This window comes from Thiomicrorhabdus arctica DSM 13458 (genome assembly GCF_000381085.1).
GTDB lineage: Bacteria > Pseudomonadota > Gammaproteobacteria > Thiomicrospirales > Thiomicrospiraceae > Thiomicrorhabdus > Thiomicrorhabdus arctica.
Genome location: NZ_KB905899.1, coordinates 636,061 through 653,351, shown reverse-complemented (window position 1 = coordinate 653,351; position 17,291 = coordinate 636,061). Strand labels below are relative to the sequence as shown.

Sequence of the window (17,291 nt, the reverse complement as noted above, 5' to 3'; positions counted from 1 at the left end):
AGCGAGGTTCATTCTTAGAATGGCTTCGCTTTTTTTGTTTAAGAATAAAATATTGAGTTTCTAAAAACTACTTCTATTGCATAGAGCTTGGCTCTTGTGTCCTCTTTTAAATACCCGATGTATTTTCATGAAAATGACTTGAATATTTAAAGTCATCTAAGCATGCTTGACGGTATAATGACTCTTCATTTTTGAGTTAAAAACATACTGTTAGTCTATGAATCACAAATCCGCCAAGTTAGTTAAATCAGAAGAGTTATTTAAAGTCCCTCCGCACTCCATTGAGGCAGAACAATCGGTCTTGGGTGGCTTGATGCTGTCTAATAGTGCTTATGATGACGTAAGTGCTGTCGTCAATGAAAATGACTTTTATACTAAACAACACCAAGCAATTTATTCTGCCTTGACGGCTTTAAGCCGCCATAACAAACCTTTTGATTTAGTCGCTTGTGTCGCGTATCTCGACTCAGTAGGTCAGCTAGAGCTTGCAGGTGAACGAACGTATCTTGCTGAACTGGTTAAAAACACGCCAGGGTCCGCTAATATTTTATATTACTCGCAGTTAGTCAGAGATAAAGGGATTTTAAGAGGTTTAATTCAAGCCAGTAATGAAGTTTCTGAAACCGCTTATTTTCCACAGGGTCGTGATGTTCGAGAGATTCTCGATATTGCCGAAGCTAAGATTAATTCAATTGCTGAACATGGTGAAGGTAAAGAGCGCCAGTACAAATCGATGGATGTTTTATTAGAAGCAGCCATTAACAAAATAGATGAATTGTTTAACTCTGAAGGCACGATCACTGGTCAAGAGACGCACTTAACGGAATTTGATGAGATTACCGCGGGCTTACAAAAAGCGGATTTAATTATTGTTGCCGGTCGACCTTCAATGGGTAAAACCACTTTTTCAATGAACCTTGCAGAGAATATAGCCACCAAAAATAATACGCCCGTTGCTGTCTTCAGTATGGAGATGCCGGGAGAGTCTCTTGCAATGCGTATGATTAGCTCGATAGGTCGTATTGATGCGGGTAGAATGCGAACAGGAAAGTTAGCTCAAGATGATTGGCCTAAGCTTAATAAAGCCATTAACCTTCTATCTCAAGCTAAAGTCTTTATTGATGATACTCCCGCTCTTATGATTACAGAATTAAGAGCTCGTGCCCGTAGGATTGATAAAGACATACGCGAACAGCAGTTAAAAGAAGCACTTGAAGCAGGGCATGCTGAGCCTGAAACGAAGGTAACGGGCTTGGGTCTCATTGTAATCGACTATATACAGTTAATGCGTGGCTCGGCGAATGCTGAAAACCGAGTCAATGAGATCTCAGAAATATCACGTGGTCTCAAGGCGCTAGCAAAGGAACTTAATATTCCAGTGATTGCACTCTCTCAGTTAAACCGAAGTTTAGAGCAGCGTCCAAACAAGCGCCCCATTATGTCAGATTTACGTGAATCAGGTGCGATTGAGCAGGATGCAGATATCATCGTATTCATTTATCGCGATGAGGTTTACAACCCAGAAACTGAAGACAAAGGCACTGCGGAAATCATTATCGGTAAGCACCGTAATGGTTCTTTAGGGACGGTCAGACTTACCTTTATCGGTGAATATACACGTTTTGAGAATCATGCGGCTTTTGCCGTGGCCGATGGACATTATTAAGGTATTAATGGTTAAAACGTTTATGATAATTTGCTGCTTTTTTAGTTTAAAATTGACACCTGAAGCAGGTTTATAAGTGCTTTACCGTCCTGCGAAGGCTTATCTTAATTTACCCGCATTAGGTCATAACCTGGCGGTCGCTAAAAAGCTTGCTCCCAATAGCAAAGTGCTGGCCGTCATCAAAGCGAATGGTTATGGGCATGGGATCAGTCGAGTCGCTCAACAATTAAGCCATGCGGATGGGTTTGGCGTTGCTTCCATTGACGAAGCGTTGATTTTACGTCAAAAGGGTTTTTTACACCGTATCTTATTACTCGAAGGCCTTTTTTCCAAGGTTGAATTACCTTTAGTCATTCAAAATCATCTTGATTTAGTTGTCCATTCTCACTACCAACTAGAGTGGTTGCTTGAATTTTCAGCCCCATTTAGGATTAATGTGTGGATTAAAATAGACACTGGAATGCATCGTTTAGGCTTTCATCCTGATGAAATTGATTCTATTATTAACAAACTAAAGGCGAGTTCAAGTGACTTTCACTTACATTTAATGTCACACTTGGCGTCCGCGGATGAGGATACTCTCGCTGCTCTCAACTTTACCCAGCACCAAGTCATGACTTTTGAACAAGTCAGTTCTGATTATAACTTGCCCAGAAGCTTGCTCAACTCTTCAGGCGTTCAGCACTTCTCTAGTAAAGGTTTCGATTGGATACGTCCCGGTATCATGTTGTACGGTTCAGGACAATTACAAAATTCAACATTAAAACTTAAAGCGGTGATGAAGCTAGAATCCAACGTCATTGCTATTAAGAAGATCAATGCGGGCGAATCCGTTGGTTATGGTAATAGCTGGACAGCCCAGCGTGATTCAGTCATTGCTGTGATTGCAATTGGGTATGGAGATGGGTATCCAAGGCATGCCCCTTCAGGCACTCCTGTTTTAGTCAATGGCTATCGAGTGCCTTTGGTTGGGAGAGTTTCAATGGATATGATTACGGTCGATATAACAGATTATATTGATTTAATCGAAGTCGGGAGTATGGCTGAACTTTGGGGCGACTCTTTAAGTGTCGATGAAGTCGCGCAATGGGCTGGAACGATTAGTTATGAACTATTGTGCGGGATTACACAACGTGTTCCGATGATAGAAATACAGTAGGAGTGTGTATGTCATCAAATGTTGAGCAAAGCAATAGCCAGATGACAATGCGTGTGACACCCGAAAAAAAGATTGATATCAGATCCATTGCGACTGAGTTTCAGGGGTTTTTCAAAGTTCAGTCTTTACTTTTTAAGCACTCTTTATATCAAGGTGGTTGCTCACCAGAAATTAAGCGGGAGTTGTTTTGTCGTGGAGAAGCGGTAGTCGTCTTACTTTATGATTCAACGTTAAACCAAATTGTATTCGTTGAACAGTGTCGTCCTGGTGCTTTACAACACGCCCAACAGTTGAATAAACCTGAACAGGCCTGGTTAATTGAACCTGTGGCGGGCATGATAGATCTAGGTGAAACCGCTATTGATGCAGGCGTGCGAGAGTCCCGTGAAGAGGCCGGCATTGATGTTTCAGAATTGGAATATGTTTGCCAATTCTATCCGAGTCCAGGAGGCTGTGATGAAATTTTGCACTTATATGCCGCTGATATTTGTGCAAGTGAAGTCAGTGAGTTTGCTGGGGTAGCGAATGATCATGAGGATATTCGAGTCATCAAGCTCTCTTTTACAGAAGCGAAGCGCAGGTTGTTAAATGCGGAATTTAATGTGGCCAGTACCTATATTGCACTGCAATGGCTATTTTTTCAGAAACTTGTGGTTTGACTACTCGGTTTGTCTTTTTTGGTGACTTCTTTATACGATTTAATGTATTTGATTTCAATTAAACCGTCAAAAATATTAGTACACCATACTCAATAAATTTATTTAGAGAAAAAATTATGTTTTGCTTATTTAGAAATTCACATATTCACCCTAGTTTGAATCGCTATGTCATTTTATTAAGTCTTTCTGGCGTGATAGGGTGGTTGTATTTCACTATTATTGAGAAATCATTGGTCAATATGGTCATGAGCGGTGATGCTTTAATTGTTGATTTAGTATTCGGCTTACCTTTAGTATTAATGATGGCTGTCGTTGTTTATGCCACCATTTACTGGACCTGTAAGATACTGATTATTTTTGCTTTACCAAAATTCATTATGCCCACAGAACCAGAGGAAAATGCATTACAAGAGCAAGTTGAAGAAGATCATATCCAAACTTTGGAAGAGAGGCATGGTTCTGAGTATTGGGCAAAGGATGAGGCTTCTTTAGAATCAGACCCTTCAAAAGCCAACAAAAAAGCACTCGATGAAATCAAGTGACAATCAAGCCATTCATGTATCTCTATGAAAAATAATAGATTGTCTGAGCTTAAGACTGAAACATCGCTTTTATTAAAATTAGCCATGCCTATTCTATTAGCGCAGTGGGCGCTCACTGGTTTAGGGGTGATAGATACCTTGATGTCAGGTTGGGTTGGCACCAATGATTTGGCTGCCATTGGTCTTGGATCAAGCATCATGTTGCCTGTTTTTATGTTTTCGACAGGAATACTGCTCGCGATTACACCTTTAGTCGCTAAAGCAAATGGTCAGAATCAGGTCAATAAAATCACTGGATTCCTATATCAAGGTCTCTGGCTGGCTTTGCCCCTTGGCTTTGTTAGCTTATGGGTTTTAATGAATCTTGAATGGGTCTTAAATTTATTGGATTTAAACCATTCTATTTACCATTTGACTCAAGATTATTTATTCTATATTGCATTTGGTTTGCCTGCTATCGCACTCTATCAGGCTCTTCGTTTTTTTTGGGAGGGGTTAGGTACGACACTCCCTACGATGTGGATTAGTTTTTTTGCTCTGTTCTTAAATGTGCCGTTAAATACCCTTTTTATCTATGGAATGGGGCCTATTGAACCTTTAGGCGCTGCTGGTTGTGGTATAGCTAGTACGATTGTTATGTGGGTAATGCTTTTAGCAGGAATTCTCTATGTTTTTAACGCCAGGTTGACCAGACCTTTTTGCTGGCCAGTCATTGCCTTGCGCATTCCATTACGCCCTAGTTGGGCATTAGGCATCAAACCAATACTTGCTCTTGGGGTTCCTAATACATTAGCGATATTATTTGAAGTCAGTCTATTCAGTATGATTGTTCTATTTATCGCTCCATTAGGGGCAGAAGTCATTGCGGGCAATCAAATCGCTTTAAGTTTCACATCTATGGCCTTTATGGTGCCGTTAAGCCTGGCGATGGCATTAACGGTCAGAGTAGGCAACGGTTTCGGTAGAAATAACCGTGACCAGATTCGTATCAGCCTAATCATCGGTTTTACGTTTGCATTGTTGATTGGTTTCTTATTGGCATTTATAAGTTACTTCTTCCGGTTAGAGATTGTGGGGCTATACACTGATGATACTTCCGTTATTGTTATCGCAAGTTCATTGCTTATTTTTGCGGCCATCTATCAGGTTTTTGATGCCATACAGGTCACCTCTGCTGGTGCTTTAAGAGGCTTTCATGATACTCAGGTAACAATGTTTGTGACATTTGTAACCTACTGGGGAGTGGGTATTGGGCTGGGTTATGTATTCGCCTTTAAGGATTGGATTGTTGAGCCGATGGGGGTTCAAGGTTTTTGGCTAGGCATTATCCTAGGATTATTGCTGGCTGCAATCTTATTATCATTACGTTTGAAGAAGATCTATCATGTCCATTTTGTCTAAAAATGCTAATGATGCTCTCTGTTTATGTGGCTCCGGTCAAAACTATGAATCTTGCTGCCTTGCTTTTCATACCCGAAAAACCTATCCAGAAACGGCAGAGCAGTTGATGCGGTCGCGCTACACGGCTTACGCTTTGCACTTAAAAAACTACTTGCTGGAAACATGGGATATTTCAACCAGGCCTGGTGAGTTTGAGTTTGATAATGGATTGACTTGGAAGTCGTTAATCATTGGTCGTTGCAAAAAAGGTCGACTTAAAGACCAGCAGGGGTGGGTGAGCTTTACGGCATCTTATCAAGTGGGATTGGACCGTGCAACATTACAAGAAAAAAGTTATTTTATACGGGATGGACAAGGACATTGGTGTTATGTGGATGGAGAGTTCAATGTCTAGATTATCAAACTCTCAATTTTGAGAAAATGGTCGTATTTTTATGAAGACTCTAATGGTCATTTTTAACGACTTAAGAGTGATTCGCTAGAAATTTAGTCTTCTTTATTTTTAAAGAAACGATACAGCCACCACATTGATAGGCTGACAACAATAATGGATATTGCAAGCAATCCAAAGGTAATGAGTAGAGCAGATCCAACGCTTTCCATATCAGGCATATTTATCTCTCCAAAGAGTTATGTTTTCAGTATCTTTTTAATCTAAAGCATTTTACAATAAATTTTAATTTTGACTTAGGGTTTGTCTAAAAATATGTCATTAACAATTTCGGAACTTGAATCAGAAAGAGCCAAAATATTGGAAGAAATTGAGAGCAAAGCTCAAAGTATTTCTTCTAGTAAAATGAGCGCTGGAGAAAATCACTCTTTGAAAGATTGGTTAAAGGCGGCCGAAGAGGTGATGCCAACATCAGAACCCGTAAAGGAAACGCAAGACATGAAAAATAGTGAAACTCGTTCAAGTTACTCAACACAAGTGATGAAACCGGCTAAAAACAAAGCATCCTTCTTTGGTGTCATTATTATGCTCTCTTTACTGCTCACTTTATTAGGAGTGCTCTATATCGCTTACACCAGTGTGCATAAAGAGTTACAAAGTGTCTTAGAGTCCAATCAGCACAATACCAATAAAATGAATCAACTACAGATTGATATGGATGCTTTACAGAAATCGACCTCATCGGGTGGTAAGCCAGAATTGTTCATTTCATTAGAAGATAAAGTCTTTGCATTAGAAGCGCAGGTTCTTGCTTTACAGACAGCGCTCAAAAAATCAGTAACAACAAATAGCACAATAGGTTCAAACTCGGCACTCAACAGTACATCACAAGTCGCTCAACAAGCTGATGTATCGGTGGACTCTAATAAAATCATTACTGAAGCCGTTTTAGATGAAAAACTTAAGCAACTTGAACAGAAAATTGATCAAAAGCTACAAACGATTATTAACTTCTTGTCATCCGGAAAAGAACCCTTTTCAGAGATAAGTTCTGTGGGCGAAGATATGCAACCCGCCACTGAAAAAGAGCCTTCAGTAGCCATGACAATAGCAGAACCCAGTGTGATAGAAACCCAGTCCCCCGTTATTACTCAGCCACAGGTTCAGTCTGTTCAATCCATTAAAGCACCGGTGGCTCCCCAGGAGGCAAGCGCACCTATTGAGAACTATACTGCTGACGTAAAGTGGTTAATGAATGAACCTGCTCTCAATTATACTTTACAGTTAGCAAGCATGCCTGACCAGCCATCCGTTGAAGCTGTTGTCCGCAAAAAAAATCTGACCGATGTTAGAATTATTCCACAGACGAGGAACCAAACGACTAACTATATTTTGCTGACAGGCTCTTTTAAGAGTCGTAAAACGGCAGATAAATTTGCTCAACAGTATAAAATGGAATTTGGTATTTCCCCATGGGTCCGCAAAGTGAAGAATATAACGGCACGCGTTAAATAAAAGGGAGGAGGTTGAACTCATTATGTTCATAATGCCAAGAAATTAACTCTAGCATAACGATGACAAACTTAAACCTCACCATTGTATGGCACTGCCAATCCTTTTCTCTTTAAATCAACACCTCCTTTACCTCGCCTTTAAAGTAAAAATCAATATTTAATAAGAAATGCTTGAATGGCTCAATATACCAAAATGCATATCATAAGCCGCGTTAAGATTTTGGACATAACGTGCTTAAATTTCTGATTTCAGAATGGGCAGTTCAACAATAAAGCGTACTCCTTGCAATTCTCGTCCTTGATACTCTTCAAAGTTTTCTGCGTAAGCCTTTCCTCGATGGAAGTCGGTTATGAGTTTGACAATGTATAAGCCCAGGCCTAGATGTGTTTGTTCATCTTGATTTAGATGCCTGATAGACGTCATACCATCGAAAATTTGTTGTTCATGACCAGCAGGCAAATGTCGACCTGAGTTCTCAACCATTATCTTAACTTTCTGAGATTTAACTTGAGCTTGTACGGTAATAGGCATATTGCCATCCGAAAAATCTTTGGCATTACTTAATAATTTATCCAACATCTGTTCGAGCATAAACCCATCTCCCAAAATCAAGGTGGTTTCAGGAACACTATTCTTAAACGCCAAATTCCAATCAGGGTGCAGATCAATATTATTTTTCATATAGTGATTAAGCATTTTGCCAATCGGAAATGCTTCTGGTGCTTGAAGATTGAGACTATCCTCTATACTTGTTGCTTCTGAAAGGGATGCAATAATCTGTTTTAACTGCGCGACAGCGTGCTGAGCATAATCCAATTGTGTGTGTTGAGTCTCTTTCTCTAAGAGGCTTAACGACATCGCTAGGCGGTTTAAAGGATTGTGTAATTCATGCCGTAATGTTTTTGGCAACTGCTTTAGGTAACGCTCATAGGCCCCCAACTGTTTGAGCATTTCATGGATATGATGCCTTAAGTCAGAAAGTTCATCTTGGTAGAATCGGTTGATTTTGTCAGGAAAACCCAAATCTGTTAAGCGCCCTTGAGCATTAAAAGTCTTTTTTACATCGTTATCTAAGCGCATGATTCTATTGGATAATGAGGCAGTATGTATAATCGCCCCAATAATAACAATGAGGAAAATAGCGGCCCCAATTCCAATGAGTCGATAAAAATAATTCAGGCTTTTGCTGAAAAGAGTTTCCATACGCTGTTCAAGTATCAATGCACCAATAATTTGCTCTTTCACCATTAAAGGGGTCGCCGACATGAGTGACACCGGTTGTTGGCTTTTATCCATCCGATATTGCTGAATGGTTGAACCTTTAAGTGATTGGTTGATAAGATTGCGTTCAGGCATTTCACTCTGAGGGTAAGGATAGGGGAGCGAGTAGGGTAGAAAAGTAGCCAGCGTTTTAATCAGGCTTTTACCGACAGCCGTAAACAGGTCCGTTTTTTCATGACTACTTTCTTGTGGAAGCTGACCCACGACATAGGTCGTTTGGCCTCGTTCATTGACCACCCAAAGTACAGAGTTAGCTAAATTTAAGTGAGAGAGTCGAGTCGGTGTTCCTGATTGAATTTGTAATGCCCATAAGTCGGTGCGATTCTCCAAAATAAGCGCTAAATTTTCAACGGTTTGCTGTTGAACGATTGCCTGGTTATTCAGCATAATACGATGTAAATCAATCGCAAATCGATAGGCCAAAAAGGGAAGGATCGTAAGAAGTAGCAACAAGACAAAAAATCTTGTTCGAATAGAAAGTCTTAGGCCGATGAGCTTAATGTTGAATGACAAAAGTTAACCTCTCTTTGAGGTGAATGAACTGACGAATGTTAACGTGTCGTAGTGTTTTTTAAAGGGTTTAATGCATTGACTTCAAAAGCCATTAAAAAATACTAAACATCCTTCTGCCAGCTATAACCACGACCATATTCATTATGAATTGAATTAAATTCAGGTGTAATTTTTTTAAAAGCATTTCGAATACGACAAATATGTGTGTTAATGGTGTTTCGTTCCACCACGCCCTGTGTCGAAGCTTGCAAAGCATCATACGAAACAACACTCGATTCACCAGCAACGGCAAACTGCTTGAGCATTTCAAATTCAGTGGCCGTCAGATCTAAAGGTTTTTCAAACCAATATGCCTTGAATTGATCTTGAACCAAAGCTAAGTTGGGGATTTTTGAAGTTTCTTCATCAGCATTGCTTGTGTTGGTATTCCCTGTAATTCTAAGCAGATTTTTAACCTTAACAATCAGCATATTTAAACTAATTGGTTTTGGTAGGTAATCAATCGCACCAAGAGTATGTCCAGTATATATATCGAATTCAGACTGTCTTTCAGAGAGAAAGATGATTGGAATAGGTTGGTTGTAACCGAGAAGGTGTTTTGCTAAATCAAACCCACCATCGACCTCAGATCCAAGAATGATATCTGAAATCACTAAATTAGGCAGGCCTGCAGCAAAGCTCTCTTCTGCACTTTGGCGATTATCAAAAGAATCGACCATAAACCCTTGTTGCTCAAGTGCTGTGACAAGGTTTTCTAATTGAATTGGATCGTCTTCAATAACGGCGATTCGATAATCTGTATTTTGCATAAAACTCCGTTTTCCGTAACAAGATAAAAGGGATCAGTTGTTAACTAATAAGCTGAAAATCTAAAACTTGCATATTCATAATAAGGCCAGCATCCTGTATCGGTAATACAATGGCATCTTCATTAGAATCATTATGGTGAGAATGCCACCAACCGGGTGGTGTAATGAAAGTTGCACCCGGAGTCCACATCGCTTTAATTGGATTGATTATATTGCCATTTTCATCAATATCCTTACCGATCATCGTATAAGTATCTGGGCCTGCTGAGACGCAGAAATCCAATGCAATTGAATTATGACGGTGCGCTTTTTGAACAACACCAGCAGGTAATACATTATAAAGCGCCCATAAAGTATGAGTTAATGTCAGCGTCTGTGGAAAATTTGGATGTGCCAGTAAGAAGCCAGTACGATTTTTGCCAGCAGCAACCTCACGAATAGAGTTTAATTCCTGCGTTAAGCGTTCATGGGTATATAAAACGGGTTCAAAACGCTGAACCGTTGGTCCAACCCCTAAATATTTTAAAAGAGGTGCATCATGCACCCAATAAATAGCGACATCCGAGCTAGCGGAATGCAGTGCATCTGGAATGGCAGGCAAGGTGAATAAATCCCCTTGTTTCCACTCAATGGTTCCGTTTTCCATCTGTGTACGACCATGGCCACGAATGATGTAAAACATTTGAGACGTCGCAGAAACATCTGTTTTTAGGGTATCACCTTCGCAAATATGCAGATAATTCGCCATTAAGTTAGGAGAGGTCGCTGGATAGGGTGTTTCTAGGGTTGTAGACAAATCAAACGGAATAATGCGGGTATCGCCACCTTCGTGTAAGCTACTTGGATAGTCAACGACATCAATTTTAGGCATCGATGGGTTAACAGCCGACATGTATTCTTTTACTTGCGCTTGATGTTCCCATTTTTGCTGAGCGGCAACTTGTATTTGTTCAATATTTATTCGATTCATATCCATTAACCTTCGCTAAAATTTTATTTATTAATCTGCGTATTATAAGAGTAATGTGAAGGGCAAGCAATTCTACATCTTGAATTGGTTACGTTTCTTACGTTCACTGGAAGAGGGGATGTTTAGTGCCTCCCGATACTTAGCAATGGTTCTACGGGCAACAGAAATCTCTTTTTCTTCTAACAGTGCCATAAGTTTATTATCACTTAAGGGCTTTTTGGCATTTTCTTGATCTACGAGACCTTTAATATGTGCTTTGATTGCCGTTGCCGATTGGTCTGCACTGCCATATTGACTCACACCTGTCGAAAAAAAGTACTTTAATTCATAAGTGCCACGCGGCGTTTGCATGTATTTTTGACTCGTTGCTCTAGAGATTGTGGATTCATGCAGCTCTAGATTTTCAGCCACTTCGCGTAAAACAAGAGGTTGCATGGCTTGCTCACCTTCTTCAAAGAAAAGATGCTGCTTTTCAACGATGAACCGACCGACGCGAAGTAGGGTTTCACCTCGACTATGAATGCTTTTAATCAAACCTTTAGCCTCAATCAACTGTTCTTTAATTTTCTTAGACTGCTCACTACTGTCCAGAGTATTCGCCAAATCAATATAAGTAGAGTTTACTGCAAGGCGAGGAAAAGCCTTTGCATTCAACTCAACCAACCAACCTTGTTTAGAACGCTTGATGCGTAAGTCCGGAATGATGATTTCAGATTGTGTCGATGAAAAGTCTCGACCTGGGCGGGGGTTTAAAGACTGGATTAATCTAAACAGTTGATTAAGTTGTTCATCGTCTAGGCCGTAAAGTTTTTTAATGCGTTTACTGTCATGAAAAGAGAGCCAGTCAAAATTATCTGTAATCAGCTGAGCAGCCGTCACCACAAAAGGGTTGTTTGGCATATTTGCTAACTGTAATAAAAGAGACTCTTGAATGCTTCTAGCGCCAACACCGGTCGGCTCAAATTGCTGAATAATTGTGAGTACAGACGTTAATGCGTCCAGGTTATAGTCGGACTCTTCATTAAGATTGATTTCCTCAAGCAGCTCATACAGCTCCGTTGATAAATAGCCTTCATCACTGATGTCATCAATTAAATAGGAAGCTAAAACCTCATCAGCTTCATCCCAAGGGTAGATGTCTGACTGCCAATGTAGATGGTCATGCAATGTTTTTTCCGAAGCTGTATAGGTTTCAGCACCGATGTAGTCCTCAGCGGATTGGGAGTTTGAGCTTACCGTATGGTCAGAATAAACCTCTTCCCAGTTACAATCGATATCAAGTTCGTCAGAGATGCTGTCAGCTTCATTTATATCGAGAGGCTTTTCTTCAGTAGAGTTGGACTCTGTCTCTTTAGCATCCTTCTGCGTATCGGAGTTTTGCTCAGATGAAAGCTCATCATCTAGGGAGAGTTCTTCATCGATTTCAAGCATAAAGTTTGTTTCGAGTGTCGCTTCAATGGTTTGTTGAACCTCTAAAGCGGAATATTGCAATATTTTAATTGACTGCTGTAATTGCGGCGTCAATTTAAGTTGCTGACCAATATTTAACTGTAGACCGGGCATTAGTGCCATACTAAAAACGACTCCTGATAAGGGTAATTTTGTTTAAACGGAAATTTGGATTCGTAAAACAAATTATTATAGATATAATAATCTAAAAAAGCAGGAAAGGTAATTTAAAAGCACTTGCAAGCGCGTATTTATTACTCTGATCGTCTTTATATTCAAGGCTTTTAAGTAACGCCACTGTATTCAGTTCATTTAAGTAAAAAATATTCAACATTTAACAAAAGAGAGGGGTTTATGTCGATTAAAGAAGATGCACATGCACTGGTTGATCAATTACCTAACGATGCAGATTGGGATGATTTGGTTAAGTTACTCTATAAGAAGAAAAGAATAACTCTTGGAATGACGGCTCTTGAAGTGGCGCAACCTGAATTAACAGACTCGGATATCAACTCTATTTTAGGGCGCATAGAATCCTCCAGTTCAGAGCCAACAGACATGCGAAATACACGAACTTATCAGCCTGGGAATGCATCTACACTGGGGATGGTTGCAGGGGTGATTGCCATTTTATTCAGCTTTGTGTTTCCACCAATTGCCTGGATAGCGGCACCAGTTGCATTTATTTCAGGTGTTATTGGCTTAAAAAACAAAGAGGAAAAGGCGTGGGTGCCAATTCTATTATCATTAGTCTCAGCCATTCCAATGATGACGATTTTGCTCATTGGTGATGCTGGGCTTGCAGGTTAACAAATATGAATAATATATTTGATCCTGTTTAAAACGTTTTTTAAATATCTTTATACACTAAAAGGCTGAACCGAATGGTTCGGCCTTTTTTGTATCTAATTTCCGTCTTTGAAAAATAAAGCTTAGAAGGCAGTTTTTAAATATTCTGTTTGGACAATGCTTTGTATACGTTTGTATACGATAGAGAACAGCGTTATCGTCAAGACGATAAAACCATGTTCAAAGTAAATCTAGATTATCTGGCGTAATATTGAATAAACTCTTCATAAAAAACCATATGTTAAGTTCGTATAATATATATTATGTTAAATTGGTATTTGTATGGAATGGCATTCATGAGCAACTATTGCCCCACTTTTTAATATACGTCATTAATTAAAGTCTACTGAACGGTGGATTGAACTTTCATGCAGTGAAATGAATATTTAATCCGCATGAGCCTTACTAGATATTAAACAAGGCTTTTTAAGGTTTGCACCAAAAAGAACAATGTATGTTCCTTGGAGGTTGTATATTTTATTTTTTGCTTTAGCCAGTCCAAAGAATAATGAGTAGACTTTTTGGATTTCCATAAACAACCAGGCCTGGTTGTTTTGTTTTAAACTTCAAATTGAATAAAATGTGACTGCATGATTGGGCATGATATTTTTATCACAACTGTGACTTTCAGCTTCTAACAGATTTTCAAAATATTTTCTGGCGGTCGTCCGATAATGGCTGCATCACCTACTCTAACAATTGGACGTTCAATCAACTGCGGATGACTGACTAAGAGATCAAGCCACTCACCATCTGTCTTAACATCGTATTGGTTTAATCCAAGCTCTTTGAATAAAGTTTCACCACTACGAATAATATCACGTGGCTTCAAGCCCATCATTTGACACAATTCAGCCAGAGTTTCCTTAGAAGGCGGCGTATCCAAATAATGGATTTCTTCAATTTCTAAGCCCTTTTCTTCCAGTATCGCTAGGCTATCCCTGCTTTTTGAGCATCTCGAATTGTGATAAATAACCGCTTTAACCATCTATTTTCTCCGCTGAAAGAGGCTTTTCAGCATCTAAACGATTATTTAGAGCCGTCTCAACCGCTTCTATTCTCGACTTGCAAAGTTGATAAGCTCTGGTTGCTTCATCAACCATTGGCACAAGTTCGTCAATATCCACTTCTGAAGTATCGGATAGTTTTTGGGCTATTTTCTGTAATTTTTGATAATTCTCTTTAAAGCTTTCGGATTTCTGGCTCATTATGGCGCCCTTTTTCTACGATTTTTATGAATTTATTTATGTATTTTAGCTTCATCTATCCGGCTAATAATGACTGATTAAACAATAAAAACTCAATACTGGAATAATCTTTCATTCTATTAGAATACCGGTTGCTTGGTCAATTTCTGCCAATACTTTACCATCAACGAATTCCAATTGAATGGATTTGGTCTTCAGTGCCTGGTTGGCGGTTGTAACAGGCTTACCCGTAATGGCATTCTTGGCGATATTAAAACCACGGTTCAACTGTGTTTTAGGGCCTGAGCTCAATACCAGTGCAATCCATTGAATGATTTGCTGATGCTTAGTTTCGAGCACCCTTTTAGACTCTTTTTCTGTCGTATGTTGGTATAAATCAAGATTAGCCTTAATCATCTTAAGGCTGCTTTTAAGTTGAACATCAATGGTTTGTCTCAGTTCATTAATACTGACCAAAGCAGACTGAATGCGATTTTCGCTCAACCGCTGAATCTGAAACTGAAGCGGCTCCATCGCTTGCTTCCAACGATAGATAGCCCCTTGACTGTTATGGGTAATCTCTTGATTTAATTGAGATAAATCTTGCTCTAGATATTGAACCATTAAACGGCTAGAGTGCTCTATTTTTTGCCAATCTGATTTAGCTTGCTGTGCTCTTTGGAATATTTCATGGCGGATAAATGCGATGACTTTACTTGGCGTATCAAAACGATGGTTAGATATTTCATCCAGTATTGTTGAGTCACGCTCATGACCTATCCCCGTTAATACGGGAAGCTGAGCCATGCATAACTGCTTGGCTACAGAGTATAAATTGAGCATGTTTAGGTCAAGTTTAGCGCCGCCTCCGCGAATAATAACTAAGGCATCAAACGCCTGGCTATGATGCAATGCGTGAATTGCTTCAATCGCTGAAAGCATTTCATTTTCAACTGAATCCCCTTGAAAAGTACTGTAAAAATATTTGAAATCACAAAGTCCTGCGGCTTGAAGATTATCAGCATCAGCCCGGAAATCACCCAAGCCTGCGGCTTTAGGCGGTGCGATAACCGCCACTCTAAAGAAGTCACTAGGAAGCGTAAACTGTTTATTTTGCTGATAGATTCCATCAGTAATAAGCTGTTTTCGAATATTACTTAGATTCAGTTCCAGCTCTCCAAGAGTATAGCTTGGATCAATATCCTGCACCACCATCGAAAAACCGTACTTTTCGTGAAAACTAATTTCCGTTAAGAGCAATACTTTTTGGCCGATGCTAAATGGACTGCCGGTCTCCGTTTCAAAGCGTTGTAACAATCTTTGTGCCTGGCTTTGCCAGATCATGGCACGGCAACTGGCAATAGATTGTCCTTGCTCATTATTTTCAGTCAACTCAAGATAGAGGTGTCCACGACTATTATTCAGATTAGCAATTTCAGCAACCACCCAAGTCGCACCTGGGAAGCTTTGGCGAAGGGCTTGTTGAACTTTGCGTAATACCGTAGAAAGCAAAGCGCCCTTTTCAGTCTTTTTGGGGTTCGAATTATCTTGTGCACCCGTTTGTAAAGGACTGTTTTCACTATAAATATGGTGCTGTGTTTGTGTCAGGGTTTGCTGAAGATCATGATTTAAAACCTGATTTGTATTGATTGTATTTACGTTCGTTAGCCATCTCTGAAAGGGTTCTGGTTGCTCAGAAAGTTCTTGCGGAATATACCATTTTTTACTCACACCATCCCAGCGCGCTCCTAGCGCTTTAGCTTCGTCTTTCTCTCGAAATGGTACGTCTAAAAAAATCACTTTTGATCCTCCATTCTTTGGATTTCATCCGCGACTAAACGATAAGCCTGCTCAACGACCTCGATACCTGCACCTGCTTTAAAAGCGTGTTCAGAAAGGTGACGTCGCCAAATTCGACCACCTGGTAGTCCGTGGAACAGGCCTAGCATATGACGAGTGACCTGGTTTAATTTACCATCATTAGAAAGATGGTTTTCTATGTAAGGTTTCATGTTCTCTAAAACTTGCTCACGTGAAATAATAGTCCGCTTACTGCCATAGAGTTGCTGATCCACTTGCGCTAATAAATAGGACTGTTCATAAGCCGAACGGCCTAACATTAAGCCATCAACTGCGGGTAAACCTTCATAATCCTCTAGATGTACCAGACCTTGTTCAAGGGTTTTAATCCCCCCATTAATAGCTACTGAGAGTTGAGGGAATTCGGCCTTAATTTGATGAACCCAAGCATAGTTCAACGGAGGTACATCACGATTCTGCTTAGGAGAAAGCCCTTGTAGCCAGGCTTTACGAGCATGAATAATAACACCATCCACCCCTGCCTCCACTAAGCCATTGATAAACTGATAAAGTGTTTCGAACTCTTCCTGGTCATCAATACCGATACGAGTCTTTACCGTAACAGGTATGTCTACGACCGCTTTCATCGCCGCCACATTTTCAGCAACCAATTCAGGATGCGCCATTAAACAGGCACCAATCATATTATTTTGCACACGGTCGCTAGGACAGCCGATATTCAAATTTATTTCAGAATAGCCCCACTCCTCACCAAGCTTAGCGCAGATGGCCATATCTTTAGTCCCACTGCCGCCTAGTTGTAAGACAACGGGGATTTCAGATTCGTCATGCCCTAAAAAGCGCTCTAAATTATTGCCATAAATAATGGCACCGGTCGTGACCATTTCAGAATAGAGCCAAGCATTCTGACTGAGCTGACGGTGAAAGTAGCGACAATGACGGTTGGTCCAATCCAGCATGGGCGCTACGCTGAATTGATTAGCACTATTTAAGTGACTGTTATCACTGGATTTACCATAAGATTCAAGGGCTATTGGTGATTTTATCATTCGTTTAGTTTTACTTTTTTCAGTTATTTT

General features: G+C 39.9%; 17 protein-coding genes. 8 read left to right on the top strand and 9 right to left on the bottom strand.

Going from position 1 to position 17,291, the window contains the following annotated elements:
- Positions 1-217 precede the first annotated feature (217 nt).
- From dnaB to F612_RS0103005, 6 genes are all read left to right on the top strand, one after another.
- Positions 218-1,666: a replicative DNA helicase gene (gene dnaB, locus F612_RS0103030; protein WP_019556273.1), complete on the top strand. Its 1,449-nt coding sequence runs from the start codon at positions 218-220 to the stop codon at positions 1,664-1,666.
- A gap of 76 nt (positions 1,667-1,742) precedes the next feature.
- Positions 1,743-2,825: an alanine racemase gene (alr, locus tag F612_RS0103025; protein ID WP_019556272.1), complete on the top strand. Its 1,083-nt coding sequence runs from the start codon at positions 1,743-1,745 to the stop codon at positions 2,823-2,825.
- An 8-nt stretch (positions 2,826-2,833) separates the two neighbouring features.
- Positions 2,834-3,484 (top strand): NUDIX domain-containing protein, encoded by a 651-nt coding sequence (locus tag F612_RS0103020; protein ID WP_019556271.1) that lies wholly within the window; start codon positions 2,834-2,836, stop codon positions 3,482-3,484.
- Positions 3,485-3,600: 116 nt separating this feature from the next.
- A complete protein-coding gene (locus F612_RS12105; protein ID WP_019556270.1) occupies positions 3,601-4,026 on the top strand; it encodes a hypothetical protein in 426 nt (141 codons plus the stop codon).
- Positions 4,027-4,050: 24 nt separating this feature from the next.
- Positions 4,051-5,427, top strand: a complete 1,377-nt coding sequence (locus F612_RS0103010; RefSeq protein WP_019556269.1) for an MATE family efflux transporter — start codon at positions 4,051-4,053, stop codon at positions 5,425-5,427.
- Complete coding sequence (locus F612_RS0103005; protein WP_019556268.1) at positions 5,411-5,821, top strand: YchJ family protein; 411 nt, start codon at positions 5,411-5,413, stop codon at positions 5,819-5,821. The genes F612_RS0103010 and F612_RS0103005 overlap by 17 nt, the downstream gene beginning before the upstream one ends.
- 92 nt (positions 5,822-5,913) lie before the next feature.
- Here the strand turns inward: F612_RS0103005 and F612_RS13370 are convergent, their stop codons facing one another.
- Positions 5,914-6,039 carry a hypothetical protein gene (locus F612_RS13370; protein WP_019556267.1) on the bottom strand — a complete coding sequence of 42 codons (126 nt, stop codon included), beginning with the start codon at positions 6,037-6,039 and terminating at the stop codon, positions 5,914-5,916.
- 94 nt (positions 6,040-6,133) lie between these two features.
- Between F612_RS13370 and F612_RS0102995 the strand changes: the two genes are divergently transcribed.
- Positions 6,134-7,333, top strand: a complete 1,200-nt coding sequence (locus tag F612_RS0102995) for an SPOR domain-containing protein (RefSeq protein ID WP_019556266.1) — start codon at positions 6,134-6,136, stop codon at positions 7,331-7,333.
- 234 nt (positions 7,334-7,567) lie between these two features.
- Here F612_RS0102995 and F612_RS0102990 read toward each other — a convergent pair whose 3' ends face one another.
- The 4 genes from F612_RS0102990 to F612_RS0102975 form a co-directional block, all read right to left on the bottom strand.
- Positions 7,568-9,067, bottom strand: a complete 1,500-nt coding sequence (locus F612_RS0102990) for an ATP-binding protein (protein ID WP_019556265.1) — start codon at positions 9,065-9,067, stop codon at positions 7,568-7,570.
- A gap of 161 nt (positions 9,068-9,228) precedes the next feature.
- Positions 9,229-9,936: a response regulator transcription factor gene (locus tag F612_RS0102985; protein ID WP_019556264.1), complete on the bottom strand. Its 708-nt coding sequence runs from the start codon at positions 9,934-9,936 to the stop codon at positions 9,229-9,231.
- 40 nt (positions 9,937-9,976) lie between these two features.
- On the bottom strand, positions 9,977-10,906 hold the full coding sequence (locus F612_RS0102980; RefSeq protein WP_033394500.1) for a cupin domain-containing protein: 930 nt from the start codon (positions 10,904-10,906) through the stop codon (positions 9,977-9,979).
- A gap of 72 nt (positions 10,907-10,978) precedes the next feature.
- On the bottom strand, positions 10,979-12,478 hold the full coding sequence (locus F612_RS0102975; protein ID WP_019556262.1) for an RNA polymerase factor sigma-54: 1,500 nt from the start codon (positions 12,476-12,478) through the stop codon (positions 10,979-10,981).
- 231 nt (positions 12,479-12,709) lie between these two features.
- On the opposite strand from F612_RS0102975, the gene F612_RS0102970 reads away from it, so the two are divergent.
- Positions 12,710-13,165 (top strand): hypothetical protein, encoded by a 456-nt coding sequence (locus tag F612_RS0102970; protein ID WP_019556261.1) that lies wholly within the window; start codon positions 12,710-12,712, stop codon positions 13,163-13,165.
- A 673-nt stretch (positions 13,166-13,838) separates the two neighbouring features.
- On the opposite strand, the gene arsC is transcribed toward F612_RS0102970, so the two are convergent.
- From arsC to dusA, 4 genes are all read right to left on the bottom strand, one after another.
- Positions 13,839-14,192, bottom strand: a complete 354-nt coding sequence (gene arsC / locus F612_RS0102960; protein WP_019556260.1) for an arsenate reductase (glutaredoxin) — start codon at positions 14,190-14,192, stop codon at positions 13,839-13,841.
- Positions 14,185-14,412 carry an exodeoxyribonuclease VII small subunit gene (gene xseB, locus F612_RS0102955; protein ID WP_019556259.1) on the bottom strand — a complete coding sequence of 76 codons (228 nt, stop codon included), beginning with the start codon at positions 14,410-14,412 and terminating at the stop codon, positions 14,185-14,187. The genes arsC and xseB overlap by 8 nt, the downstream gene beginning before the upstream one ends.
- 111 nt (positions 14,413-14,523) lie before the next feature.
- The gene (gene xseA, locus F612_RS0102950; RefSeq protein ID WP_019556258.1) at positions 14,524-16,191 is read right to left on the bottom strand and encodes an exodeoxyribonuclease VII large subunit; all 1,668 of its coding nucleotides are present in this window, start codon (positions 16,189-16,191) and stop codon (positions 14,524-14,526) included.
- Entirely contained in the window at positions 16,188-17,261 is a 1,074-nt protein-coding gene (gene dusA / locus F612_RS0102945) for a tRNA dihydrouridine(20/20a) synthase DusA (protein WP_019556257.1), read from the bottom strand. The genes xseA and dusA overlap by 4 nt, the downstream gene beginning before the upstream one ends.
- Positions 17,262-17,291: the final 30 nt, after the last annotated feature.

Bases quoted from the DNA above. Each gene is read 5' to 3' on its own strand.
- dnaB (WP_019556273.1), top strand. From the start codon at position 218: ATGAATCACAAATCCGCCAAGTTAGTTAAATCAGAAGAGTTATTTAAA.
- F612_RS0103020 (WP_019556271.1), top strand. From the start codon at position 2,834: ATGTCATCAAATGTTGAGCAAAGCAATAGCCAGATGACAATGCGTGTG.
- F612_RS12105 (WP_019556270.1), top strand. From the start codon at position 3,601: ATGTTTTGCTTATTTAGAAATTCACATATTCACCCTAGTTTGAATCGC.
- F612_RS0103010 (WP_019556269.1), top strand. From the start codon at position 4,051: ATGAAAAATAATAGATTGTCTGAGCTTAAGACTGAAACATCGCTTTTA.
- F612_RS0103005 (WP_019556268.1), top strand. From the start codon at position 5,411: ATGTCCATTTTGTCTAAAAATGCTAATGATGCTCTCTGTTTATGTGGC.
- F612_RS13370 (WP_019556267.1), bottom strand. From the start codon at position 6,039: ATGCCTGATATGGAAAGCGTTGGATCTGCTCTACTCATTACCTTTGGA.
- F612_RS0102995 (WP_019556266.1), top strand. From the start codon at position 6,134: ATGTCATTAACAATTTCGGAACTTGAATCAGAAAGAGCCAAAATATTG.
- F612_RS0102985 (WP_019556264.1), bottom strand. From the start codon at position 9,936: ATGCAAAATACAGATTATCGAATCGCCGTTATTGAAGACGATCCAATT.
- F612_RS0102980 (WP_033394500.1), bottom strand. From the start codon at position 10,906: ATGAATCGAATAAATATTGAACAAATACAAGTTGCCGCTCAGCAAAAA.
- F612_RS0102975 (WP_019556262.1), bottom strand. From the start codon at position 12,478: ATGGCACTAATGCCCGGTCTACAGTTAAATATTGGTCAGCAACTTAAA.
- F612_RS0102970 (WP_019556261.1), top strand. From the start codon at position 12,710: ATGTCGATTAAAGAAGATGCACATGCACTGGTTGATCAATTACCTAAC.
- arsC (WP_019556260.1), bottom strand. From the start codon at position 14,192: ATGGTTAAAGCGGTTATTTATCACAATTCGAGATGCTCAAAAAGCAGG.
- xseB (WP_019556259.1), bottom strand. From the start codon at position 14,412: ATGAGCCAGAAATCCGAAAGCTTTAAAGAGAATTATCAAAAATTACAG.
- dusA (WP_019556257.1), bottom strand. From the start codon at position 17,261: ATGATAAAATCACCAATAGCCCTTGAATCTTATGGTAAATCCAGTGAT.